The organism is Massilia sp. MP_M2 (genome assembly GCF_039123635.1).
In the GTDB taxonomy this organism is placed as follows: Bacteria; Pseudomonadota; Gammaproteobacteria; order Burkholderiales; family Burkholderiaceae_D; genus Telluria.
Map to the genome: position 1 here is coordinate 115,117 of NZ_JBCHJF010000005.1, position 24,304 is coordinate 139,420.

Below are 24,304 nucleotides of genomic sequence, written 5' to 3' on the forward strand. Positions count from 1 at the left end.
TGTGCCCGGCGAACTGGTAAGATCAAAACCGCCCGAATCACTCCGGGCGGTTTTGTTTTTTGAGGGTAGTCCTGCCATGTTTCCGAATCTTCCGTCCCTGTCGAGCGTATCGTCCATCGTGCCCCAGCATGCGCTGGGCGTGCCGGCCGTTGCCGCGATCAATCACCTGCTGGCCCAGGAAGCCTGGGCCCGGACCGCGCTCGCGCGCCATGTCGGCAAACAGGCATGTGTCGATGCCGGCGTGGCCCAGCTGCGCGTGCTGGTTGCACCTGACGGCCTGTTCGAGGCGAGCCAGGACGCAGGTCCGGCCAACGTCACCATCCGCATCAAGCCGGCCGACCTGCCGCTGATCGCGCAAGACCGTACGCGCGCGCTGTCGTACGTGAAGATCGAGGGCGATGCCGAATTTGCCAACGTGATTTCGCAACTGGCCAACGGCCTGCGCTGGGACGCCGAATACGACCTCGAGCGTGTGGTGGGGCCGGTGGCGGCCTACCGCCTGCACCAGGGTGCGCGCCGTACCGTCAGTGGCCTGGGCGAAGCAGGGCGCCGCCTGGCCGAGAATATCGCTGAATTCCTGGCCGACGAGCGGCCGGTGCTGGTGCGGCCCGCCCAGCGCGACGCCTTTGCCGCCGATGTCGTGCGCCTGCGCGACGATGTCGAGCGCAGCGCCAAGCGCATTGCGCGCCTCGAACAAGCGCTGGCTCAGCGCAGCGCTGGCAAACCTTCTTCCACTATTGCATCAAGCGCAGACCAGAATCCGGATCGTCGATGATATTGAAATTCCTGCGCCTGCTGCGCATTCTCACCGTCTTCACCAGGTACGGGCTGGACGAAATCGTCGTCACCAGCCTGAACGCCCCGCGCACCGCGCGCCTGATGAACACGTTCTTTTTTTGGCGCACGATCACGTCGCCGCGCGCCGTGCGCCTGCGCCAGGCGCTGGAAGAGCTGGGCCCGATCTTCGTGAAGTTCGGCCAGGTGCTGTCGACCCGGCGCGACCTGGTGCCGCCCGATATCGCCGATGAACTGGCCATGCTGCAGGATCGGGTGCCCCCATTCGGCTCCGACCTGGCGGTGGCGCAGATCACGCGCTCGCTCGGCACCCATCCCGACCAGCTGTTCGCCCATTTCGAGCGTGAGCCGATCGCTTCGGCGTCGATCGCCCAGGTCCACTTCGCCACGCTCAAGAACGGCAAGGAAGTCGCGGTCAAGGTGCTGCGGCCGGGCATGAAGAAGCTGATCGACGAGGACATGGCGTTGATGCGCATGGCGGCGAACCTGATCGAAGCGGTGTGGAGCGAAGCGCGCCGCCTGAAGCCGCGCGAAGTCGTTGCCGAATTCGACAAATACCTGCACGACGAGCTCGACCTGATGCGCGAGGCCGCCAACGCCAGCCAGCTGCGCCGCAACTTTGCCGATTCGACGCTGTTGATGGTGCCCGAGATGTACTGGGACTATTGCTCGAGCAGCGTGATCGTCATGGAGCGCATGCACGGCTTGCCGGTGTCGCAGATCGATCGCCTGGCCGCCGCCGGCGTCGACCTGAAAAAGCTGTCGCGCGATGGCGTGGAGATTTTCTTCACCCAAGTGTTCCGCGACGGCTTCTTTCACGCCGACATGCACCCCGGGAATATCCTGGTCTCGATCGCGCCGGAAACGCTGGGCCGCTACATTGCGCTCGACTTCGGCATTGTCGGCACGCTGACCGACTTCGACAAGGATTACCTGTCGCAGAACTTCCTGGCCTTCTTCCAGCGCGACTACAAGCGCGTGGCCGAGGCCCACATCGAATCGGGCTGGGCGCCACCGAGCACGCGTGTCGATGAACTCGAGTCGGCCGTGCGCGCCTGCTGCGAGCCGATCTTCGATCGCCCTCTGAAGGACATTTCGTTCGGCCAGATCCTGCTGCGCCTGTTCCAGACTTCGCGCCGCTTCAATGTCCAAGTGCAGCCGCAGCTGGTGCTGCTGCAAAAAACGCTGCTCAATATCGAAGGCCTGGGCCGCCAGCTCGATCCTGACCTGGACTTGTGGAAGACGGCCAAGCCCTACCTCGAACGCTGGATGGCCGAGCAGGTGGGCTGGCAAGGGCTGGTCGAGCGCCTGAAGGCCGAAGCGCCGCGCTATGCCCAGATCTTCCCGCAACTGCCGCGCCTCGTGCACCAGGCGCTGGAGCGCGAGTCGAAAGGGCACCATCCGCAGATCGCGAACAGCGAGATGATGGCGATGCTGGTCGTTGAGCAGCGCCGCACCAATCGCATGCTCACGTTCCTGACCTTCCTGGCGCTGGGCGCTTGCGCCGCGCTGGGTGCGCTGTACTTCCTCTGACCGCGCGCCCAAGAAAAGGCGCAGTCAGCGTTATCTGTAGATGACTCTGACTGCGGTGCGAAGCAATTGCTCTGGCGTACTGATTCTCTCCCCATCCAGCGCCCAGCGCCAGCCCAGGTAATTGGACAGGTAACGTGACGCCACCCTGCGAAAGCCCAGCAGCCAGGCCTTGAAGCGCTGGTGATAGGCGTTCACGTTCTGCACGTGGATGGCGCGGTTGCCCAGATGCCTGACCCGCACGCCGGCACGCAGGTTGACCGCTGCATAGGCGATCCCGTGCTTGCGTGCAAATGCCCGGTAGGCGATATTGCTGTCGCTGACCAGTAGCGTTTGCGGAGCAAGCTTGGGCAGCAAATCGCGCTCGAGTTGCGCTGCCGTGAGCGCGCCGCGGCCTGTGACGGCATCGATGGTGCGGCCATCGCGGTCGCGCGCCACCAGGATGCAGTCCAGTTCCCCGGAGATGCCCCGTTTGCTTGCATGGCCGCCGCGGCGACGCGCTGGCCGATCGATTGTACGTGAGCCTTTTTGCGATTCGAGCAGGAATGTTTCGTCAGCCTCGACAATGCCATTGAGGGCTGCGGGCCGGTCGAGCTTGACCCAGTGCAGAAAGCGGTGGCGCCATCGGAAGGCGGTGTTGCGGTGCACGCCGATGCGATCTGCCGCTTTGCGCACGGGCAGTGAGTCAAGCAGCACCTGCGAATACGCGAGCCATTTGGTCTTGAGCCTGAGCCGCGCCAGTGGCGTGCCGCTCAGGTCGTTGAAGGTGCGTCCGCAGGCGCAACATCGGTAGCGCTGCAGGTCATTGGCAAAACCGTGGCGGTAGCAGCGCCCGTTGCCGCATCTGGGGCAGCAGCGCCCCGGCGCCCGGATCTCGGCGATGAGCGCTACTACCTGGTCGAGCCCGGCTGCAGGGTGCAGGGCATCAAGCACTTGCCGGCGCTGCGGCCCGTTCAGCGAAGGCACTTTTGCGAACCAGTTCTTGAAGCGCGGCGCTTTCATGATCGACTCCTGCTGCTGAGGACAGGAGTTGGACCGCCGTACTGCGCATCAGTTCAAAGTTGGTCTCTATTTAACGTTGACTGCGCCAAGAAAAAGGCGCAGTCAGCGTTATCTGTAGATGACTCTGACTGCGATGCGAAGCAATTGCTCTGGCGTACTGATTCTCTCCCCATCCAGCGCCCAGCGCCAGCCCAGGTAATTGGGCAGGTAGCGTGACGCCACCCCGCGAAAGCCCAGCAGCCAGGCCTTGAAGCACTGGTGATAGGCGTTCACGTTCTGCACGTGGATGGCGCGGTTGCCCAGATGCCTGACCCGCACGCCGGCACGCAAGTTGACCGCTGCATAGGCGATCCCGTGCTTGCGTGCAAATGCCCGGTAGGCGATGTTGCTGTCGCTGACCAGCAGCGTTTGCGGAGCAAGCCTGGGCAGCAAATCGCGCTCGAGTTGCGCTGCCGTGAGCGCGCCGCGGCCTGTGACGGCATCGATGGTGCGGCCATCGCGGTCGCGCGCCACCAGGATGCAGTCCAGTTCCCCGGAGATGCCCCGTTTGCTTGCATGGCCGCCGCGGCGACGCGCTGGCCGATCGAGCGTACGTGAGCCTTTTTGCGATTCGAGCAGGAATGTTTCGTCAGCCTCGACAATGCCATTGAGGGCTGCGGGCCGGTCGAGCTTGACCCAGTGCAGAAAGCGGTGGCGCCATCGGAAGGCGGTGTTGCGGTGCACGCCGATGCGATCTGCCGCTTTGCGCACGGGCAGTGAGTCAAGCAGCACCTGCGAATACGCGAGCCATTTGGTCTTGAGCCTGAGCCGCGCCAGTGGCGTGCCGCTCAGGTCGTTGAAGGTGCGTCCGCAGGCGCAACATCGGTAGCGCTGCAGGTCATTGGCAAAACCGTGGCGGTAGCAGCGCCCGTTGCCGCATCTGGGGCAGCAGCGCCCCGGTGCCCGGATCTCGGCGATGAGCGCTACTACCTGGTCGAGTCCGGCGGCAGGGTGCAGGGCATCAAGCACTTGCCGGCGCTGCGGCCCGTTCAGCGAAGGCAGTGTTGCGAACCAGTTCTTGAAGCGCGGCGCTTTCATGATCGACTCCTGCTGCTGAGGACAGGAGTTGGACCGCCGTACTGCGCATCAGTTCAAAGTTGGTCTCTATTTAACGTTGACTGCGCCAAGAAAAAAGCCCGCGTGAGCGGGCTTGATAAGCTGTGTTCTTTTATGGGCTGCGCTGATACCAGCATCTCGCAGCCTTCTGTTTCTTGTGTTCTCGCAGTGGCAGAACTTTCCTGCGACCAACATCCGATAAAGAATGCGTATTAAATCACCGATGCTGCGCACGAGCAAACATATCGCCTGCTAACGTGGTGAAAAACAACACGAAGACGCTGCCGTTTGTCGATCGTGGCGCTGTCTTGCGCGCGGGCCGCCGCAATGACGTAAATGCTGCGGCAAAAGCTTTATAATTCAGGGTTTTGAAGATTTTTGCGGAGCACCAGAATGCCGATTTATGCCTATCGCTGCGAAGAATGCGGTTTTTCCAAAGATGTACTGCAAAAGATATCGGACCCGGTCCTGACCGTCTGCCCGTCCTGCGCCAAGCCATCGTTCAAGAAGCAGGTGACTGCGGCCGGTTTCCAGCTCAAGGGCTCGGGCTGGTATGTGACCGATTTCCGTGGCGGCACGCCGCCTGCCACCGGCACGGCGGCGGGCGCGGGCGGCGCTGACGCGGGCGCACCGGCCGCGCCGGCCGCCGCAGCCGCATCCACCACGCCAGCGCCTGCCGCGCCTGGCACGGGCAGCAGCACCAGTGGCAGCAGCAGTGGTGGCAACAGCAGCGGCGGCAGCGACAAGAGCAGCACCTGAGCCCGGCGCGTCCCTGCGCCGCGCCAACAAGAATAACGGGATATCCGATGCGTAAATATTTCATCACCGGCCTGCTGGTGCTGGTGCCCCTGGCCATCACGGCCTGGGTCCTGAGCCTGATCATCAGCACGCTCGACCAGTCGCTGATGTTCGTGCCGGCCGCCTGGCAGCCGCGCCAGTTCATCGGCATGGACGTACCGGGCATCGGCGCGGTGCTGACGCTGGCCATCGTGTTCGTCACGGGCCTGCTGACCAACAACCTGGTCGGCAAGTACATCGTGCGCGTGGGCGAGCGCCTGCTCAAGCGCGTGCCCGTCGTCAGCTCGCTCTACGGCAGCGTCAAGCAGGTGTCCGACACGCTGTTCTCGTCGTCCGGCAATGCCTTTCGCCAGGCGGTGCTGATCCCGTATCCGCACGCCGACTCGTATACGATCGCGTTTCTGACCGGCGTGCCGGGCGGCGACGTGACCAACCACCTGGTGGGCGACTTCGTGAGCGTGTACGTGCCCACGACGCCAAACCCGACCTCGGGCTTTTTCCTGATGATGGAACGCAGCCGCGTGAAAGAGCTCGACATGACAGTCGACGCGGCGCTCAAGTACATCGTCTCGATGGGCGTGGTCGCACCCAACCATGTCCCGCTCGGTGCCGCCACGACTGCGGTAACCAAGTAACGCATCACAGAATCTGGGCCGCCCGTGACGGCGGCGCCGACAAATCAATCAACCTGGAACGAAAACTATGTCCACCATGCGTACCAATTACTGCGGCCTCGTCACCGACGAACTGCTGGGCCAAACCGTCAGCCTGTGCGGCTGGGTGCACCGCCGCCGCGACCACGGCGGGGTGATCTTCATCGACCTGCGCGATCGCGAAGGCCTGGTGCAGGTGGTCTGCCATCCGGACAACGCCGCCGTCTTCAAGGCTGCCGAGCACGTGCGTAATGAGTATTGCCTGCGCATCGTCGGCACCGTGACCAACCGTCTGGCCGGCACCGTCAACGCCAACCTGGCTTCGGGCAAGATCGAAGTGACCGCGACCGAAGTCGAAGTGCTCAACGCCTCGGTGCCAGTGCCGTTCCAGCTGGACGACGACAACCTGTCGGAAACCACCCGCCTGACACACCGCGTGCTCGACCTGCGCCGCGGCCAGATGCAGCACAACCTCAAGCTGCGCTACAAGGTGTCGATGGAAGTGCGCAAGTACCTCGACAACCTGGGCTTCATCGACATCGAAACCCCGATGCTGACCAAGTCGACCCCGGAAGGCGCGCGCGACTACCTGGTGCCGTCGCGTGTCAACGCGGGCAACTTCTTCGCACTGCCGCAGTCGCCACAGCTGTTCAAGCAACTGCTGATGGTCGCAAACTTCGACCGCTACTACCAGATCACCAAGTGCTTCCGCGACGAAGATCTGCGCGCCGACCGCCAGCCTGAATTCACCCAGATCGACTGCGAAACCTCGTTCCTGACCGAACAAGAGATCCGCGACATGTTCGAAGAAATGATGCGCGTCGTGTTCAAGAACACGACCGGCATCGAACTGCCGAACCCGTTCCCGGTGATGGACTTCGCCACCGCGATGGCCATGTACGGCTCCGACAAGCCCGACATGCGCGTCAAGCTCGAATTCACCGAACTGACCGAGCTGATGAAGACGGTCGAGTTCAAGGTGTTCAACAGCGCCGCCAACCTGCCGAACGGCCGCGTGGTCGGCATGCGCGTGCCGCAGGGCGGTTCGATGCCACGTTCCGAGATCGATGCCTACACCCAGTTCGTCGCGATCTACGGCGCGCGTGGCCTGGCCTACATCAAGGTCAACGAGAAGGCGAAAGGCCGTGACGGCCTGCAGTCGCCGATCGTCAAGAACCTGTCCGACGAAGTGCTGGTGCAAATCCTGGAACTGACGGGCGCGCAAGACGGCGACCTGATCTTCTTCGGCGCCGACAAGGCCAAGGTCGTCAACGACGCCCTGGGCGCGCTGCGCGTGAAGATCGGCCACTCCGAATTCGGCAAGAAGGCCGGCCTGTTCGACGACGTCTGGTCGCCGCTGTGGGTGATCGACTTCCCGATGTTCGAGCACGACGAAGACGGCGATCGCTGGACCGCGACCCACCACCCGTTCACGGCCCCGAAAGACGGCCACGAAGACATGCTCGAGACCAATCCGGGCGCCTGCATTGCCAAGGCCTACGACATGGTCCTGAACGGTTGGGAACTGGGCGGCGGTTCGATCCGTATCCACCGCGAAGAAGTTCAGAGCAAGGTATTCCGCGCGCTGAAGATCGATGCCGAAGAAGCGCAGCTCAAGTTCGGCTTCCTGCTCGATGCGCTGCAGTACGGCGCGCCGCCGCATGGTGGCCTGGCGTTCGGCCTGGATCGCCTGATCACGCTGATGACGGGCTCCGAATCCATCCGTGACGTGATCGCGTTCCCGAAAACGCAGCGCGCGCAGTGCTTGCTGACCAATGCGCCGTCCGAAGTCGACGAGAAGCAATTGAAAGAGCTGCACATTCGCCTGCGTAACGAACCGAAGGTCGCGTAATGACCGGCGGGGGAGGTGGCCTGGCTGCCGACCCCGCTCTCCCGCTACCCCTACGCATGCAAACCTACAAGATCCCCGAATCGGTGCTGGTCGTCATCCACACTTCCGAGCTGGACGTGCTGGTAATCGAACGCGCCGGTCAGCCGGGTTTCTGGCAGTCGGTCACCGGTTCGCTCGACTTCCCCGACGAGCCGCTGCTCGAGACAGCCGCACGCGAACTGTTCGAAGAAACCGGCATCCGTGTCGACGGCGAACAGATTGTCCTGTGTGACTGGCAGTTGTCCAACGTCTACGAAATTTATCCTGTCTGGCGCCACCGCTACGCTCCCGGCGTGACGCAGAATACCGAGCATGTGTTTTCTGTCTGCGTGCCACGCGACATACCCATCATCCTCAGTCCACGCGAGCATATTGCGCATGCCTGGCTGCCCTACCTCGACGCGGCCGACCGCTGCTTCTCGGCGTCGAACGCCGAAGCGATCCTGCAACTGCCACGCCAGCGCACGCGCTGATTTCCAAAAGAAAACAAAATTTCTTAAAAGAAGCGAAATTGCAGTAAATCATCATTGTTAATTGCTAATTTTCAGCGATAAAATGTCGATTTACAGCAAAAGTACGTAAGTGCTTTTTTTATTTTCGCTCTGTTCGGTGCCCCTCATATACGTGTAAAAAAGTGAGCGCTCTCCTATGAAGATACATTGTGTGACATAGCGTTACATGGTCGGGGGGCGAATTTAATTCATGTTCCCACCATTTTTCACCGTATATCCCACGGTTGACAGTGTGAATTCAGTAGACTAAGGTCAACAGCTCACCCAAGGTGAATTTTGATCTGCAACTTTTACGTGGATGATTCTGAGAGAAAAATGGATAACTTCAAACTGAATAGCGACAAGAAAGTAAAAGCAATCACACTCGGCGACGATTGCATCTATATCGATCTGATGGATGGCCTGCGCCTGTGTGGCCCAATGGCGCCACGTGCGCAAAAAGATGAGGCGGTGGCACATCGCCCGCGCCGCATGATTGTTTCGGGCCACGAAGCGGTGTACGACCAGGCGCACATAATCGCCTGAAGGTAGTTTGTTACTGTTGGTTTCTAACAAGAGTGCGAAAGCTGGCAACCTGCCAAACGCGCCGGCGCCTTGATAAGCGCACGATTGGGCCCGTTTCACGAGAACGGCAGTCCGATCCGGGTAGAATGTTCCCATGAAAATTCGTGTGGCTACCTACAACATTCACAAGGGCGTTTCCTCGCTGCGCAGCACGCCCCGCGTGATCGCACTGAAGAAAGCGATCGCTGAATTCGACGCCAACGTCGTTTTCCTGCAAGAAGTCCAGGGCCGGCACGACCGGCACCAGGCACGCTTCGGCAAGGAAGACCGTGGTCATCGGCACTGGCCTGAAACGGCACAGTACGATTATTTTGCCTCCGACCTGCACCACACGGCCTATGGCATGAACGCGGTCTACGACCATGGTCACCACGGCAATGCGCTGCTCAGTACCTACCCCATCGAAAACTCGCACAACCACGATGTCTCTGACCATGCCTACGAGCAGCGCGGCATCCTGCACTGCGTGCTGGGTACGCCCGAGTGTCCGGTCCATTGTTATGTCGTGCACCTGGGCCTGTTCGAAGGCGGGCGTGGACGCCAGACGCAGTCGCTGATCGACGCTGTCAATGCATCGGCGCCGAACGGCGAGCCGGTCATCATCGCTGGCGACTTCAACGACTGGCGCAATACCCTGAGCGACAAGCTGCGCACCGGCCTGGGCGTGACCGAAGTGTTCGACGAGCTGGGCCCGCGCTCGCCGATGGGCGACATGGTGCGCGGCTGGGCCGGGCGCAAGCCGCGCCTGGCGCCGGCGCGCACGTTCCCGGCGATGCTGCCATGGTTCCGCCTGGACCGCATCTACGTGCGCGGCTTCAAGGTCAATGCGGCGCAAGTGATGCACGGTCCGTTGTGGGCCAAGCTGTCCGACCACGCACCGATCGTGGCGGAACTCGAGCTGGCCTGAGGCCATGCGCAGCGTCACCTTCGTCGACCATAACGACATCACGCTGCTCGAGAGCGGCGTCGCGTTCTTCCCGGCACTGATTGCCGCGCTCGACGCTGCGCAGCACGAGGTGCTGTTCGAAACCTATATTTTTGCCGAAGACGAAACAAGCGACGCCGTGCGCGACGCGCTGGCCCGTGCCGCCAGGCGTGGCGTGAAAGTGCGTGTGCTGGTCGACTGGTTCGGCACCGGTCACCGCGTCACGTCCCGGCTGGGCCTGGTGCTGACCGAGGCCGGCGCCCAGTACCGCGTGTTCAATCCGCTGTGCAAGCGCGGGATTGCCCGCTCGCACCGCAAGATCACCGTGATCGACCGCGAGGTCGCGTTTGTTGGCGGCATCAATGTCAACGACGACTGGCTGTGCGACCACGCTGACGGCCATCGCCTGCCGGCGCCGCGCTGGGATTTCACGGTGCGGCTGCGTGGCCCGCTCGTCGCGCAAATCCACTACGAAGCGCAAGGCCAATGGACCCGCACGGGCCGCCTGCGGCTGCGCAAGCGCCTGGAACTGTTCCGCGAAATGCGCAGGCAGCCGCCGCCATCGTGCGTCAGTCCTGCGCGCGCCGCGTTTGTCGTGCGCGACAACCTGCGCAACCGCACCACGATCCAGCGCGCCTACCTGCAGGCGCTGGGCCACGCGCGTCACAGCGTGCTGCTGGCCACGCCATATTTTGCACCGGGCCGCAAGTTTCGCCAGGCGCTCGCGCATGCGGCGCAGCGCGGCGTCGCCGTCACACTGCTCATTGGGGTCGGCGAGTTCGCGATCCAGGACGCGGTGGCGCAATCGTTCTATCCGAAACTGCTGGCCGATGGCATCCGCGTGGTCGAGTACCGCAGGACGCAGTTGCATGCCAAAGTAGCGGTGGTGGACGACCACTGGGCCACGGTCGGCTCGAGCAACTGCGACGGCCTGTCGCTGTTCGTGAACCAGGAGGCCAATGTGGTGGTGGACGATCCGGTCTTCGCCGCGTCGATGCGCGCGCACATCGAACGTGGCATCGCGGACGGGGTCGAAGTGTGTGCGCACGAATTTGCCCACATCGGCTGGGTGCGCCGCGCGGTCAATGGCTGCGCGTATGTCGGCTACAAACTGGTGATGCGCGTGTGCGCCATCGGGTATGCGTAATCAAGGATAACGATGGACAAAGACAAAGACAAAGAGAACGTCCGGCTGGACAAATGGTTGTGGGCAGCGCGCTTTTTCAAGACCCGCTCGCTGGCACAGGATGCGGTCGAACGGGGCCGGGTGCGGATCGATGGCGAGCCGGTCAAGCCGGCGCGCACGGTCAAGATCAACGATAAGGTGCTGATCGATAACGGCTCGGACCGCTGGGAAATCATCGTCGCCGCCATCTCGGGCGCGCGTGGCGGGGCCCCGGTGGCGCGCACGCTGTATTTCGAAACCGACGAGAGCATCGCCAAGCGCGAGAACGACAAAGTGGCGCGGCGCCTGTATCCGGAGCCGAGCCTGGAAATCAAGGGGCGGCCGACCAAGCGCGATCGCCGTGCCATGGAGCGTGCGGGCGACTAGGCCCAGCAGGCCTTATCGCATGACCAGCAGGGCGACGACCAGGGCGACGACCACCAGCACGATGGCAAACACCCTGATGCTCTTGCCGGATCGGGCGCGTACATGCTGCGCCGGTGGCGCGCTCTCGAGCGCCCGGTTCGACGCGACGACATCGGCTGCCTTGTCGACGACGACCCGCGCAGTGTCCCGGTCCAGCCCGCGACTGACCAGGTCCGCAATCGCGTTGTCCGCCGTCGCGCCGCTGTTCAGCCGGGCGCTGGCGTGGCCGATCAGCACCAGGAAATGCTGCATCGAATCCGTGCCGGCTGGCGTTGCCCCAGGTGTCCGGTTCGACGACGTGTTCGCTCTGATCGTTGCCATTCATGCTGTGGACCTTTCGTCTGCGCGTTGGATGTTGCCGGATTATTAATGGTAACAGCCCAGCCGCAAACGGGTGCGCCGTGCTGGTAAATCACCCACCGGACACCCCGAAAATGCTGTACCTTTAGCAGATGAAACAACAATTTTCTGCCGCTCGCTGCCAAGCCGGGCCGTCAGCAAAAGGCGCTTTCTCCGGGTGTCGCGGGTTGTTTTTCATCAATAGAACCGCACCTCTAAGTTCCCGTTTGACATTCCAGGCCCGATAGATAATAGTACGAGCGTTCGGATTTTTTCGAGACCAGGGGAAGCTATCAGTACTTCAGCAAAATTCATGCGCAAGGGTGAGCAGACGCGGGCGGCAATTCTCGACGTCGCGCTCGAACTCGCCAGCCGCAACGGCCTCGAAGGCTTGACGATCGGCCTGCTGGCTGACCGGATGAGCATGAGCAAGTCCGGCGTGTTCGCCCACTTCGGTTCGCGCGAAGACCTGCAGCTCGAGGTGGTCAAGCTATATCACCACCGTTTCGAGCAAGAGGTCTTTTACCCGAGCATCAAGGAGACCCGCGGTCTGCCGCGCCTGGTGACGATGTACGCCCGCTGGGTCAAGCGGGTGTCGGTCGAGATCGCGTCCGGCTGCATCTACATCAGTGGCGCCGTCGAGTACGACGATCGCGAAGGCCCGATCCGCGAAGAGCTGGTGTCGATGGTCCGCGCGTGGCAGGGCGCCTTGCTGCGCAGCGTCCGGCAGGCGATCGAACTGAGGCATCTGCGCACCGGTTTCGATGCCGAGCAACTGGTGTTCGAAATGCACGGCCTGATCCTGGCGCTGCACCACGATGCGCGTTTCCTGCGCAATCCGGGCGCCGTCGAAAGGGCCCGCGCAGGCTTTGAACGCCTGATCGAGAACTACCGTAATTCCCAACAATCGCAAGACCACCAGGCGGCATAAGGCCGCTTGTCACGTCCAACAATCGTCACACTCTTCAGGAGAAAACCATGGGTCAGTACGTCGCGCCAATCCGGGATATGCAGTTCGTTCTGCACGAGTTCCTCAATGTCACCGAAGAATTCAAGAATCTCCCGAAATACCAGGAAATCGATACCGACATCATCAACCAGGTACTCGAAGAGGGTGCAAAATTCACCCAGGAAGTGCTGTTCCCGCTGAACCACTCGGGCGACCGCGAAGGCTGCACCTTCAATGTTGCAGACAAGAGCGTGACCACGCCAAAGGGCTTCAAGCAGGCCTACAAGCAGTACGTCGAAGGCGGCTGGGCAGCGCTGGCGTGCGATCCCGAATATGGCGGTCAGGGCTTGCCGATCACGCTGAACAACTCGTTCTACGAGATGCTCAATTCGTCGAACCAGGCCTGGTCGATGTACCCGGGCCTGTCGCACGGCGCCTACGAGTGCCTGCTCGAACACGGCACCGACGAGCAGAAGCGCCTGTACCTGCCAAAGCTTGTCTCGGGTGAATGGACCGGCACCATGTGCCTGACCGAAGCGCACTGCGGCACCGATCTGGGCCTGTTGCGTTCGAAAGCCGAACCGCAGGGCGACGGCACCTACCTGATCACCGGCTCGAAGATCTTCATCTCCGCTGGCGAACACGATATCTCGGACAACATCGTCCACCTGGTGCTGGCACGCCTGCCGGATGCACCGGAAGGCTCGAAAGGCATCTCGCTGTTCCTGGTGCCGAAGTTCATGCCGAACGAAGACGGCTCGATCGGCGAGCGCAACGGCATCGCCTGCGGCGCCATCGAAGAAAAGATGGGCATTCACGGCAACTCGACCTGCCAGATGAACCTGGACAACGCACGCGCCACGCTGATCGGCCAGCCGCACAAGGGCCTGCAGGGGATGTTCGTGTTCATGAACGCCGCCCGCCTGGGCGTCGGCATGCAGTCGCTTGGCCTGACCGAAGTGGCGTACCAGAACGCACTGGCGTATGCCAAAGACCGCATCCAGATGCGCAGCCTGTCGGGCGTGAAAGCACCGGACAAGCCAGCCGACCCGATCATCGTGCACCCGGACGTGCGTCGCATGCTCTTGACCGCAAAAGCCTTCGCCGAAGGCGGCCGCGCGTTCTCGTCGTACGTCGCGCTGCAGATCGACCGCGAACTGAACCACACGGATGAAGACGTGCGCAAGGAAGCGGCTGACGAAGTGGCCCTCCTCACGCCGATCATCAAGGCCTTCATCACCGACAACGGCTGGATCGCGACGTCCGAAGCGATGCAGGTCTACGGCGGCCACGGCTACATCGCCGAATGGGGCATGGAGCAGTACGTGCGCGACGCGCGCATCAACATGATCTACGAAGGCACGAACACTATCCAGTCGCTGGACCTGTTGGGCCGCAAGATCCTGATGGACAACGGCGCCAAGCTGCGCAAGTTCGGCGAGAAGATCAAGACGTTTGTCGAAGACAATGGCCTGGACGAGAACATGTCCGAATTCGTCACGCCGCTGGGCGAGCTGGGCGACAAACTCACCAAGCTGACGATGGAAATCGGCATGAAGGCGTTCCAGAATCCGGACGAAGTGGGCGCGGCTGCCGTGCCTTACCTGCGCGTGGCCGGTCACCTGGTCTACAGCTACCTGTTCGCGCAGCAAGCCAAGATCGCACTGGCCAAGCTCGATTCGGGCGACCGCTTCTATGAATCCAAGCTGGCGACGATCCGCTTCTACTTCGCGCGCCTGTATCCAGAGACCGCGATGCTGATCCGCCAGGCACGTTCGGGCGCCGCGAACCTGACGGCGCTGGACGCCGACCTGTTCTAAGCACTCACGCCCAACCCAACAAGGAAATCTTACATGTCCAATTTCATCGTCAAGAAAGTCGCCGTGCTGGGCGCCGGCGTGATGGGCGCGCAAATCGCCGCCCACTGCGTGAACGCCAAGGTGCCAGTCGTGCTGTTCGACCTGCCTGCAAAAGAGGGGCCAAAGAACGGCATCGTCCTGCGCGCCATCGAGAACCTGAAAAAGCTCTCGCCAGCCCCGCTGGGCAACAAGGATGATGCGGCCCTGATCGAAGTGGCCAACTACGAGGACAACCTCGACGTGCTGGCTGGCTGCGACCTGATCATCGAAGCCATCGCCGAGCGCATGGACTGGAAACACGACCTGTACGCCAAGGTCGCGCCGCACATCGCGCCGAACGCGATCTTTGCGTCGAACACGTCGGGCCTGTCGATCAACAAGCTGGCCGAAGGCTTTGACTCGGAGCTCAAGGCACGCTTTTGCGGCGTGCACTTCTTCAACCCGCCGCGCTACATGCACCTGGTCGAGCTGATCCCGACCGAAGGCACCCGTCCTGACATCCTGGACCAGCTCGAGACCTTCCTGACCTCGACGCTGGGCAAGGGCGTCGTGCGCGCGAAAGACACCCCGAACTTCATCGCCAACCGTGTCGGCATCTTCGGCATGCTGGCCACGATCGTCGAAGCCGAGAAATTCGGCCTGTCGGTCGACGTGGTCGATGACCTGACCGGCGCCAAGCTGGGTCGCGCCAAGTCCGGCACCTTCCGCACCGCGGACGTGGTCGGTCTGGATACGATGGGCCATGTGATCAAGACCATGCAAGATAATCTGAAGGACGATCCGTTCTTCAGCGTCTACAAGACCCCGGACATCCTGGCCAAGCTGATCGAACAAGGTTCGCTGGGCCAGAAATCCGGCGCCGGCTTCTACAAGAAGGTCGGCAAGGAAATCAAGCGCCTGGACTTCGCCACGGGTGAGTACGTCGCCGGCGGCGCCAAGGCCGCCGACATCGTCGCGCGCATCCTGAAAGAAAAAGACCCGGTCAAGAAATTCAAGGCCATGCGCGAGTCGACCAATCCGCAGGCGCAGTTCCTGTGGGCGATCTTCCGCGACGCCTTCCACTACATCGCGTTCCACCTCGAATCGATCGCCGACAACGCGCGCGACATCGACTTCGCGATGCGCTGGGGCTTCGGCTGGAGCGTCGGCCCGTTCGAAACGTGGCAGGGCGCCGGCTGGACGCAGATTGCGCAGTGGGTCAAGGAAGACATCGACGCCGGCAAGGCATTGTCCACTGCACCGCTGCCAGCCTGGGTGTTCGAGGGTTCGGTCGCCGAGAAGGGCGTGCATACCCCTGAAGGTTCGTACTCGGTGGCGCGCAACGCGTATGCGCCACTGTCCGATCTGCCGGTGTACCAGCGCCAGCAGTTCCGCGCACCGGTCGTTGGCCTCGGCGGCGCCGACCCTAAAACCGCGGGCACCACCGTGTTCGAAGACGAATCCGTGCGCCTGTGGCACTCGGACGACGAAGTCCTGGTCGTCTCGCTCAAGACCAAGATGCACGTCATCGGCGATGGCGTCATCAAGGGCCTGCAGCGCGCGCTGAAAGAAGCCGAAACCGGCTTCAAGGGCATCGTGATCTGGAACACCGACGCAGCCGAAGGCGGCGCGTTCTCGGCCGGCGCCGACCTGCAATCGGCCCTGCCAGCCTTCATGGCCGGCGGCGCGAAGGCGATGGAGCCGATCGTGCGCGAGCTGCAGGACACCTTCATGGCGCTCAAGTACTCGAACGTGCCGGTCGTCGCAGCAGTGGCAGGCCTGGCACTGGGCGGCGGCTGCGAGCTGGCGCTGCATGCCAGCAAGCGTGTCGCGTCGATCGAGTCGTACATCGGCCTGGTCGAAGTGGGCGTGGGCCTGGTGCCTGCCGGCGGCGGCCTGAAGGAAGCAGCGCTGCGCGCGGCAACCGAAGCCAAGGGCAACGACATCTTGCAATTCCTGAAGAACGGCTTCATGAACGCGGCCACCGCGCAAGTGTCGAAGTCGGCGCTGGAAGCCAAGGCAATGGGTTACCTGAAAGAAGACGACATCATTGTCTTCAACGCCTACGAACTGCTGCACGTGGCGAAAACCACGGCGCGCGCCATGTTTGACGCCGGCTACCGCGCCCCGGTGCGCCGCACCTTCCCGGTCACCGGCCGTTACGGCTGGGGCACGATCCGCGGCCAGATGGTCAATATGCGCGACGGCGGCTTCATCTCGGCCTACGACTACCAGCTGGGCGACACCATCGCCGAGATCGTCACCGGCGGCGACATCGACCAGGGCAGCGTCGTTTCCGAGCAGTGGATCCTCGACCTGGAGCGCAAGGCGTTCGTGGCCTTGCTCAACAATCCGAAAACGCAGGAACGCATCATGGGCATGATGCAGACCGGCAAGCCAGTGCGCAACTAAGCGTCGACAGAACAGGACACTGACATGAGCAAACAACTTCAAGACGCATACATCGTCGCAGCGACCCGCACCCCGATCGGCAAGGCGCCGCGCGGCATGTTCAACAAGACCCGCCCGGACGACCTCCTGGTGCACGCGATCCGCGGCGCCATGGCGGCCGTGCCGAACCTGGACCCTGCGCTGATCATCGATGCGATCATCGGCTGCTCGTTCCCGGAAGCCGAGCAGGGCTTCAACATCGCCCGTAACTCGGTGGTGCTGGCCGGCCTGCCGAACACCGTGGGCGGCGTGACGGTCAACCGTTACTGCGCCTCGGGCATCACCGCACTGGCGATGGCCGCCGACCGCATCCGTGTTGGCGAAGCCGACGTGATGATCGCCGGCGGCGTCGAATCGATGTCGATGGTCCCGATGATGGGCCATCACCCGTCGATCAATATGGACACGTTCAAGGATGAAAACGTCGGCCTGGCCTACGGCATGGGTCTGACGGCCGAGAACGTCGCCAACCAGTGGAAGATTTCGCGCGAAGACCAGGATGCCTTCGGCCTGGAATCGCACCGCCGCGCCATCGCCGCGCAGCAGGCCGGCTACTTCAAGGACGAGATCACGCCGGTCGAGGTCATCACCCGCACGCCGAACCTGGCCACCGGCCAGATCGACGTCAAGACCCGCCTAGTTGACACCGACGAAGGTCCGCGCGCCGACGCCAGCATGGAAAGCATGGGTAAGTTAAAGCCCGTGTTTGCGGCCAAGGGTTCGGTCACGGCCGCCACGTCGTCGCAGATGTCGGATGGCGCCGGCGCCCTGATCGTCGTCAGCGAAAAAATCCTGCGCGAGCACAACCTGACGCCGCTGGCCAAGTTCTCGTCGTTCGCCGTGCGCGGCGTGCCGCCGGAAATCATGGGCATCGGTCCGAAGTTCGCGATTCCTGCAGCGCTGGCCGCTGCTGGCATCACGCAGGACCAGCTGGACTGGATCGAGCTGAACGAAGCCTTCGCCGCGCAGGCGCTGGCCGTGATCCGCGACCTGGGCCTGGACACCAGCAAGGTCAACCCGCTGGGCGGCGCGATCGCCCTGGGCCACCCGCTGGGCGCGACCGGCGCGATCCGCGCCGCGACCGTCGTGCACGCGCTGCGTCGCAATAACCTGAAGTACGGCATGGTGACGATGTGCGTCGGCGCCGGCATGGGCGCTGCGGGCATCATCGAACGCGTCTAAGACGAGCAGGGCGGCGCGATGTGCGACCGCCAGCGATCACCGCGTGGGCGGGAGACCCGCCCACCCTACATCAACGGTAGGGTGGGCGGGTTTCCCGCCCACGCGTCCAACCAGCCCACGAACAGACGGGAGACAACCACCATGAGCATCCTCACCACGACCGCCGACGGCATCCTCACGATCACCTTCAACCGCCTCGAACGCAAGAACGCGATCACCGGCGCGATGTACCAGACGATGGCCAACGCCTTGCGCGCCGCCGATCAGGACACCACGATCCGCGCCATCCTGATCACGGGTCAGCCCGAGATTTTCACCGCCGGCAACGACCTGGACGATTTTTTGAACAATACCGGCGCAGGCGCCATGACGCCGGAGCGCCCGGTATTCCAGTTCATGCTGGCGCTGGAGGCCTGCACCAAACCAGTGGTCGCGGCCGTTGCCGGCGCCGCCGTCGGCATCGGCACCACGCTGCTGATGCATTGCGATCTGGTCTACGCGGCCGACAACGCCAAATTCTCGATGCCATTCTCGCAGCTGGGCCTGTGTCCTGAATTTGCCTCGTCGCTGCTGGTCGCGCAGTCGGCCGGCTACACGCGCGCCGCCGAAAAGCTGATGCTGGGCGAGCCATTCCTGGCCCAGGAAGCGCTGGAAATGGGCATCGTCGCGCGCGTACTGCCAGCGGCTGAGTTGCTCGCGTTCGCGCAGGCGCAGGCGGCAAAACTGGTCAAGCTTCCCCCAGCCTCGATCCGCACGACCAAGGCGCTGATGCGCCGCGCGCGCACCGCGCTCGTCCGGGACACCATCGCGGCTGAAAATGAAAAGTTCAGCGCGATGCTGGGCGGCGCCGAAGCGAAGGAAGCCTTCACCGCGTTCTTCGAAAAGCGCAAGCCGGATTTCAGCAAGTTCGATTAAAGGCGAGGCGGCACCGGGGCGCACCCCCACGACCGTTCGCCGGTATCATGTGCCGAACCAAGCCCGCCGCCGATGATGATGTTCATGCGGCGGGTGCTCGCTATAAAAAAGGGTGATATGAGAACGACGGAAAATACTGCGGTCGCCGAGTTGGCGTTCGAACTTGGCAAGGTAGCGCGCAGAGCAATCGACGGCAGTTATGGCAAGGCCGATCCGGTCGAATTGTCGCGGGTGGCCAATGCGCTGCTCGAAGCCGGCCAGGAAAAAATCCTGAACGATGTGTTGCTGGTGTTTGTTGCCGGCTTCGAAGAGGGCGACCCGCCGGAACGCCGGGCCGATCCCGACAATCGCTGACAGGCGGACCGCGCTGGCGCCTCGTCAGCGTACGATCAGCACCGCGCGCACGCTGGGGTCCAGTGCGGTGCGCTCGACATAGCCGATCATCCCCGGGTTCTCGGCGATCATCCGGCGCATGGCGGCGTTGCCATCGACCTCGGCCGGTGGCTGACCGCGGCCAGTAAAGATCAGTCTGGCCCAGTGGGCTTTCACGAGTGCCGGAGTACGGTGCGTGACTTTGCTGTAGAACTCGTCACGCAGCGACGAACCGAGATCCTGGTCGATGGGCACGACTTCATTGCCGTTCGGGAAGCGATTGGTCTGGAACAGGAAGATCTCGGCAACCTGGTCGGCACTGAGCATACTGACCGTGCTGCGCGCCGAGACGATCACGGCCAGCTCGGCTGCCAGCGCAGCGGCGCTCGCCAGCGCAAGTGCCGGACCCAGGCACAAAGACAGCAATAGTGTGGAAAGCGAGCGGCTCATCATGGTCAGAAAATGACGTCCATGCCGAGGCTGATGACGTTGAACGCCTGACCGGAACGGAAACCCGGCTGGACATTGATCAGGGTGCCGATGGAGCCGCCGCGCGGCTTGACGCGGTCGAGCTGCGCCTTGATTGCAATGCTCCGTGCGACATCCCAGCGCACGCCGATGCTGGCCGTGTCCTGGACACCGATCTGGCGCAGCTGTTCATTCAAGGCATCGTTCAGAACGCCCGCCACCGCCGCCGCTTCGGGCGGCAAGCCGTCGAGCGGCAGCCCGGCTGTCTGCGCGGCGAGGTTGGCGACCAGGCGCGCATAGGTGACGTAGGGCGCCAGATTGCCGAAGCGGCGGCCCGCTGACAGATACGAAGCGGTCTGGTCGCCCAGGATCGAGCCGGTGTTGATGCGACCGCTTTCCCCAATGACGAACCAGTCGCCCGGGTCGTAATTGAAGCCGGCGCTGAACACGCGCACATGGCGCTTGGCGATGTCATAGCGCGCTGCCAGCGCTTCGCCCGGCGGGCCGAAGGCACGCAGGCCGTCGAACAGCGATTGTGCACCCGGCACCACCAATAGCGCCTGCGCGGCCGTCACGCGCATGGTCAGTGCGCCGGCGGTCGCGCTCTCGGTAACGCCGACGATGTTGCGGGCCTTGCCGGTAAGTTCCGTGTTCAGGCGTGCCGTCGCGCGGCCTAGAAAGACCGTGGTCTCGTGCTTGATCTGTCCGGTATGCCAGCGGTACGAAGCGTCGACGCCGTCGCTGTTCGTGATCGGCATCAGGCTGTACAGTTCGACCGGTGCGCGTAGCCAGGGCAGGGCGTAGCCCACCTTGCGATAGTCCGCGGACAGGAACAGCGGCAGCGCAATCCGTCCGGCGCGCAGCGACAGCTCCGGTGTGGCCTGGAACTTCACATTGGCCCAGGTGAGGTAGGTCTTGTACGAATTCTCGATGCTTTTTTCCTGTGTCGCCTGGACCACGGCCGACCAGCGCTTGTCGAACCGGACATTGAGCTGCGCACCGGCGCGGCTGTCCACATCGAAGGCCCACGCTTTGGAGTAGCCCGCCTGACCAGGCGAGTTGGGGTTGACCGTGTAGTCGCCCAGGTCTTGCGTGGCATGGACGGCCGCGACAGTACCAAACCCGGTCACGTTCCACGTTGCCTGGGCCCGCGCGTCGCCCTGCAGCCAGGCCAGCAGGCACAGCGCCACGGCGCGGGGGGCGACGCCACGCGCCGCTGGCAGGTTCGACATGAACGCCATGACGTTATCGCAGCGCGTTCATGGTTGCCCCAGCTGCGCCGTGCCTGGTGTGTCGAGCCGGAAGATGCGCACGATCTGCGCCAGACCATGGGCCCGCTGCTGCAGTGAATCGGCCGCGGCAGCGGTCTTGCTGACCATCTGCGTATTGTGTTGCAAGGACCTGTCCATGGCGCCGATGGTATCCGACACCGCTGCCACACGCACGGCTTGTTCGTCGCCGGCCGCGCTGATCCGGCCAACCATGCCAGTCACGTCCGTCACGCTTTGCACGATGTCGTCCATCGTGCGTCCGGCTTCCTGGGCCAGCTTGCTGCCGGCGCTGACCTGGCGCACCGATTCCTCGATCAGGCCCTTGATTTCACGGGCAGCGGCGCCCGAGCGCTGGGCCAGTTGCCGCACTTCGGCGGCGACGACCGCGAAACCGCGCCCCTGTTCGCCGGCACGGGCGGCTTCCACCGCAGCGTTGAGGGCGAGGATATTGGTCTGGAACGCGATGCCATCGATGACGGCGGTGATCTCGGCGATCTGGCGCGATGACGTGTCGATCAGGCCCATGCGCTCGACGACCGCGCTGACCTGGCGCCCGCCAACGGCAGCGATACCCGATGCCTGCGTCGCCAGCGCATTGGCTTGCCGGGCGTGGTCGGCATTGGCGCGGATGATGTCACCCAGTTCGTCGATGGCGGCGGCGGCGCGGCCAAAAGCCTCCGTCTGTTCCCGCGAATGCTCGAACAGCAACGCGCTGCCCTCGGCGATGTCGCTGGCCGCGCCGCGCGTGGTCTCGACCGTGTCGCGCACCTGGCCAATCGCCGTCTGCAGCGTGTGCAGCACGTCGCGCAGCGCGCGGCCGCTGCTGCTGGTGACGGGCGCCAGCGCGCGCAGGTCGATGATCCCGTGCTGGGCCTGCAGCATCGACACGCTGGTGCGCAGCTCCGCCGAGCGCAGCGCTTCGCGTTGCAGCACCAGCGCGATGTAGCACAGCACCATCGTTTCGACGATGACGTAACCGGCGTGGATGAAGACGATCGCCAGTCCTGGCTTGGTGAGGCAAATGACGCCATAGCCGAGTTCTTGCAGGTAGTTGAAGCTGAAGTGGTGCACGGCAGTCAGGCCCGCTGCGAACAGGATCACGCGCCAGTCGCGATAGCAGAGCAAGATTGCCAGCGACACGAAGATACCGAAGTGCAGTTCTTCGCGGCCATTACCTTGATGGATGTGCAGCGCGCACATGGCCATCAGCGCGGCGGCATTGACCATCCGACTCGTGAGCGTACCGCTGGCCAGGAACGTGATGCCGCTTGCGATCGCCACGATCGGCAGGCCGACCAGCAGCGACCAGACCATGGTGTCGTGCATGAAGGTCAGGGCCAGAGAAAAGCCCAGCATCGCCCATAGGACGATGATCAGCAAGCGGTCGGCATGGCGGTAGACAGGCAGCAGGTTGGATTGGGTCGGCATCAGGGTCTCGCTCAGTGATTTTTCACTATTTAACCTGAAAAATATAGATCAGGAGAAACTGTTGGCGAAGTTCAAGATATTCTTACCACTAGATGTGTGCGGATCGTGTGCTGTTTTGTCATCTCTGCATGAATTTGCAGTGCCAAGGTCAGCAAATATGATGATCGTGGTGAGAAAGTGTGATTAATTTCTATATGGAAATATCGCAGAAGCTGCAGTATTGACTTGTTTTTCCTGCAGATCGTGCAAATCGGCCAAAAGTTATGGCAATTCGTACAGACATGGCAGCTAGTGTCGTAATTATGTGCTGCCACGCTTTGGGTGAAGGATGTGCAGGGCGCCGTGACGGCAACAGGGCAAGCGCCGTCACAGCCCGCAGTCAACAATTTCTACGTGCGACGCGCGACATCAAGCGTGACGCTGGCGCATGCGCAGGCCTGGGTGCGGTAACGCATCGCACCGGTCAGCGGATTTGCGTCACATGCGCCTCGCGCAGCGGGTGCCAGCCCAGGCGCGCTGCGATGATGCGCCGGTACGGGGTATCGATGTGGGCTGGCGTGCGGCGGATGTAATCCTCGGCGGCGTCGCGCTGCGCGCCGCTGCAACTGTCAAGCCATGCCACGGCTTCGTCGACCGTCGGCACGCGGCCGCTCACGCCATCGAATTTCGGCGGGATCGCGGTCCAGATGGCCGCGTCGATGCCCTTGGCGCGCAGCCAGGCGGCCACGCGCGGATTATCCTCCGCGCCATCCTGCGCCGGGACGCTGCCGACCCACTCGGGGAACGCGGGCCTGATCTTTTCGCGCGCGCACAGCATGGCGCGGGCGGTGTCCAGATCACGGGTGGCGACGTAGGCCCAGTAGGTGGGCATGAGGCGCGCGCTGTCGCACAGCACGAGTGCCAGTTCGGGACTGTCGTCGCTTTGGCGCGCAAACTCGATGGGCATGGCGGGGCCGCCCGGATGCCATCCGGAGGCGAGCTTCAGACCCTGGGGTTTCCAGAGCAGCGAGCCCCAGGCGATGCAAACGATATTCATGGACTGGGAACAGAAAAAGGAAAAGCCCAGTCTAGCCGCTCGGCCGAAAGAGGCGAGCACGGCTATGCCGACCGCCTTATTCTTCGGGCGTTTCCTTCGGCGCCTTGCCGTCTTTCGCAGCGAACAGACGGTCTTTGGCCGAGAGCAGCTTCTGGACCTTGGACCCCATCTTCATCAGCTGCGCCATCGATTCCGGCGACAGGCGCTGCAGGTCGTCGAACCAGTTGTTGGCCAGGTCGACCAGTTCGTGCATTTCGCGCATGCGCTCCTGCGCGAACTTGTCTTCGGGATGGTTGGCGGTGGCCAGCAGCGATTCGCGCAGTACCGACAGCGTCGGTGCGACTTCGCGCCGGCGCCGCTCGGCGGCGACCACGCGGAAGATTTCCCACACGTCGCCCAGTGACGTGAAGTATTCGCGACGGTCGCCCGGAATGCGCGACAGGCGCACGAGGCCCCACGACTGCAATTCTTTCAGGCCGATGCTCACGTTCGAGCGCGAAATGCCGAGTTTTTCGCCGATGTCGTCGGCATGCAGCTGTTCTTCAGAAACGAAGAGCAGGGCGTAGATCTGCCCCACCGTGCGGTTGATGCCCCAGCGGCTGCCCATCTCGCCGAAGTGACTGACAAACGTTTGGACAAGTGGCGTCATGGTTGCGAACTTTTCGATGCTTGTGAAAGGTGAATTATCCCACGTCACCC

The 24,304-nt window shown here is 63.0% G+C and carries 24 protein-coding genes; 16 read left to right on the forward strand and 8 right to left on the reverse strand.

Translation table 11 applies throughout. The features are described 5' to 3' along the window. Positions 1-76 precede the first annotated feature (76 nt). Both RCH14_RS13040 and ubiB read left to right on the forward strand, forming a co-directional pair. Positions 77-775 carry an SCP2 sterol-binding domain-containing protein gene (locus RCH14_RS13040; protein ID WP_343026525.1) on the forward strand — a complete coding sequence of 233 codons (699 nt, stop codon included), beginning with the start codon at positions 77-79 and terminating at the stop codon, positions 773-775. Next, positions 772-2,328 carry a ubiquinone biosynthesis regulatory protein kinase UbiB gene (ubiB, locus tag RCH14_RS13045; protein ID WP_343026526.1) on the forward strand — a complete coding sequence of 519 codons (1,557 nt, stop codon included), beginning with the start codon at positions 772-774 and terminating at the stop codon, positions 2,326-2,328. The genes RCH14_RS13040 and ubiB overlap by 4 nt, the downstream gene beginning before the upstream one ends. Positions 2,329-2,358: 30 nt before the next feature. Here the strand turns inward: ubiB and RCH14_RS13050 are convergent, their stop codons facing one another. After that, positions 2,359-3,327, reverse strand: a complete 969-nt coding sequence (locus RCH14_RS13050) for an IS1595 family transposase (protein ID WP_343026527.1) — start codon at positions 3,325-3,327, stop codon at positions 2,359-2,361. Between the two features lie 108 nt (positions 3,328-3,435). After that, the gene (locus tag RCH14_RS13055; RefSeq protein ID WP_343026528.1) at positions 3,436-4,404 is read right to left on the reverse strand and encodes an IS1595 family transposase; all 969 of its coding nucleotides are present in this window, start codon (positions 4,402-4,404) and stop codon (positions 3,436-3,438) included. A gap of 411 nt (positions 4,405-4,815) precedes the next feature. On the opposite strand from RCH14_RS13055, the gene RCH14_RS13060 reads away from it, so the two are divergent. The 8 genes from RCH14_RS13060 to RCH14_RS13095 all read left to right on the forward strand — a co-directional run bounded on the left by RCH14_RS13060 (position 4,816) and on the right by RCH14_RS13095 (position 11,317). Next, positions 4,816-5,181, forward strand: a complete 366-nt coding sequence (locus RCH14_RS13060) for an FmdB family zinc ribbon protein (RefSeq protein ID WP_343026529.1) — start codon at positions 4,816-4,818, stop codon at positions 5,179-5,181. A 47-nt stretch (positions 5,182-5,228) separates the two neighbouring features. Then, entirely contained in the window at positions 5,229-5,855 is a 627-nt protein-coding gene (locus tag RCH14_RS13065) for a DUF502 domain-containing protein (RefSeq protein WP_343026530.1), read from the forward strand. A 67-nt stretch (positions 5,856-5,922) separates the two neighbouring features. After that, positions 5,923-7,725, forward strand: a complete 1,803-nt coding sequence (gene aspS / locus RCH14_RS13070) for an aspartate--tRNA ligase (protein WP_343026531.1) — start codon at positions 5,923-5,925, stop codon at positions 7,723-7,725. Positions 7,726-7,781: 56 nt separating this feature from the next. Next, positions 7,782-8,237 carry a dihydroneopterin triphosphate diphosphatase gene (gene nudB, locus RCH14_RS13075; protein WP_343026532.1) on the forward strand — a complete coding sequence of 152 codons (456 nt, stop codon included), beginning with the start codon at positions 7,782-7,784 and terminating at the stop codon, positions 8,235-8,237. Between the two features lie 354 nt (positions 8,238-8,591). Further along, positions 8,592-8,801, forward strand: a complete 210-nt coding sequence (locus RCH14_RS13080; RefSeq protein WP_343026533.1) for a hypothetical protein — start codon at positions 8,592-8,594, stop codon at positions 8,799-8,801. Between the two features lie 133 nt (positions 8,802-8,934). Continuing rightward, complete coding sequence (locus tag RCH14_RS13085) at positions 8,935-9,747, forward strand: endonuclease/exonuclease/phosphatase family protein (protein WP_343026534.1); 813 nt, start codon at positions 8,935-8,937, stop codon at positions 9,745-9,747. 4 nt (positions 9,748-9,751) lie between these two features. Beyond that, on the forward strand, positions 9,752-10,912 hold the full coding sequence (gene clsB / locus RCH14_RS13090) for a cardiolipin synthase ClsB (RefSeq protein WP_343026535.1): 1,161 nt from the start codon (positions 9,752-9,754) through the stop codon (positions 10,910-10,912). 12 nt (positions 10,913-10,924) lie between these two features. Continuing rightward, a complete protein-coding gene (locus tag RCH14_RS13095) occupies positions 10,925-11,317 on the forward strand; it encodes an RNA-binding S4 domain-containing protein (RefSeq protein WP_343026536.1) in 393 nt (130 codons plus the stop codon). A 12-nt stretch (positions 11,318-11,329) separates the two neighbouring features. On the opposite strand, the gene RCH14_RS13100 is transcribed toward RCH14_RS13095, so the two are convergent. Beyond that, on the reverse strand, positions 11,330-11,677 hold the full coding sequence (locus RCH14_RS13100) for a hypothetical protein (RefSeq protein WP_343026537.1): 348 nt from the start codon (positions 11,675-11,677) through the stop codon (positions 11,330-11,332). Positions 11,678-12,008: 331 nt separating this feature from the next. Here RCH14_RS13100 and RCH14_RS13105 point away from each other — a divergent pair, with 331 nt between their 5' ends. The 6 genes from RCH14_RS13105 (at position 12,009) to RCH14_RS13130 (ending at position 19,384) form a co-directional block, all read left to right on the forward strand. Then, complete coding sequence (locus tag RCH14_RS13105) at positions 12,009-12,626, forward strand: TetR/AcrR family transcriptional regulator (RefSeq protein ID WP_343026538.1); 618 nt, start codon at positions 12,009-12,011, stop codon at positions 12,624-12,626. 47 nt (positions 12,627-12,673) lie between these two features. After that, positions 12,674-14,464 carry an acyl-CoA dehydrogenase C-terminal domain-containing protein gene (locus RCH14_RS13110; protein WP_343026539.1) on the forward strand — a complete coding sequence of 597 codons (1,791 nt, stop codon included), beginning with the start codon at positions 12,674-12,676 and terminating at the stop codon, positions 14,462-14,464. Between the two features lie 33 nt (positions 14,465-14,497). Continuing rightward, the gene (locus RCH14_RS13115) at positions 14,498-16,894 is read left to right on the forward strand and encodes a 3-hydroxyacyl-CoA dehydrogenase/enoyl-CoA hydratase family protein (RefSeq protein WP_343026540.1); all 2,397 of its coding nucleotides are present in this window, start codon (positions 14,498-14,500) and stop codon (positions 16,892-16,894) included. 24 nt (positions 16,895-16,918) lie between these two features. Further along, positions 16,919-18,115, forward strand: coding sequence for an acetyl-CoA C-acyltransferase (locus RCH14_RS13120; RefSeq protein WP_343026541.1), 1,197 nt, complete (start codon positions 16,919-16,921; stop codon positions 18,113-18,115). 141 nt (positions 18,116-18,256) lie between these two features. Next, on the forward strand, positions 18,257-19,030 hold the full coding sequence (locus RCH14_RS13125) for an enoyl-CoA hydratase (protein WP_343026542.1): 774 nt from the start codon (positions 18,257-18,259) through the stop codon (positions 19,028-19,030). Positions 19,031-19,102: 72 nt separating this feature from the next. Further along, complete coding sequence (locus RCH14_RS13130) at positions 19,103-19,384, forward strand: hypothetical protein (protein WP_343026543.1); 282 nt, start codon at positions 19,103-19,105, stop codon at positions 19,382-19,384. A 24-nt stretch (positions 19,385-19,408) separates the two neighbouring features. On the opposite strand, the gene RCH14_RS13135 is transcribed toward RCH14_RS13130, so the two are convergent. From RCH14_RS13135 to RCH14_RS13155, 5 genes are all read right to left on the reverse strand, one after another. Then, on the reverse strand, positions 19,409-19,855 hold the full coding sequence (locus tag RCH14_RS13135; protein WP_343026544.1) for a phosphate ABC transporter substrate-binding protein: 447 nt from the start codon (positions 19,853-19,855) through the stop codon (positions 19,409-19,411). A gap of 2 nt (positions 19,856-19,857) precedes the next feature. Next, a complete protein-coding gene (locus RCH14_RS13140) occupies positions 19,858-21,111 on the reverse strand; it encodes a hypothetical protein (protein ID WP_343026545.1) in 1,254 nt (417 codons plus the stop codon). A gap of 18 nt (positions 21,112-21,129) precedes the next feature. After that, the gene (locus RCH14_RS13145) at positions 21,130-22,569 is read right to left on the reverse strand and encodes a methyl-accepting chemotaxis protein (RefSeq protein WP_343026546.1); all 1,440 of its coding nucleotides are present in this window, start codon (positions 22,567-22,569) and stop codon (positions 21,130-21,132) included. 463 nt (positions 22,570-23,032) lie between these two features. Continuing rightward, positions 23,033-23,605, reverse strand: a complete 573-nt coding sequence (locus RCH14_RS13150) for a hypothetical protein (protein WP_343026547.1) — start codon at positions 23,603-23,605, stop codon at positions 23,033-23,035. 76 nt (positions 23,606-23,681) lie between these two features. Further along, positions 23,682-24,254: a GbsR/MarR family transcriptional regulator gene (locus RCH14_RS13155; protein ID WP_343026548.1), complete on the reverse strand. Its 573-nt coding sequence runs from the start codon at positions 24,252-24,254 to the stop codon at positions 23,682-23,684. Positions 24,255-24,304: the final 50 nt, after the last annotated feature.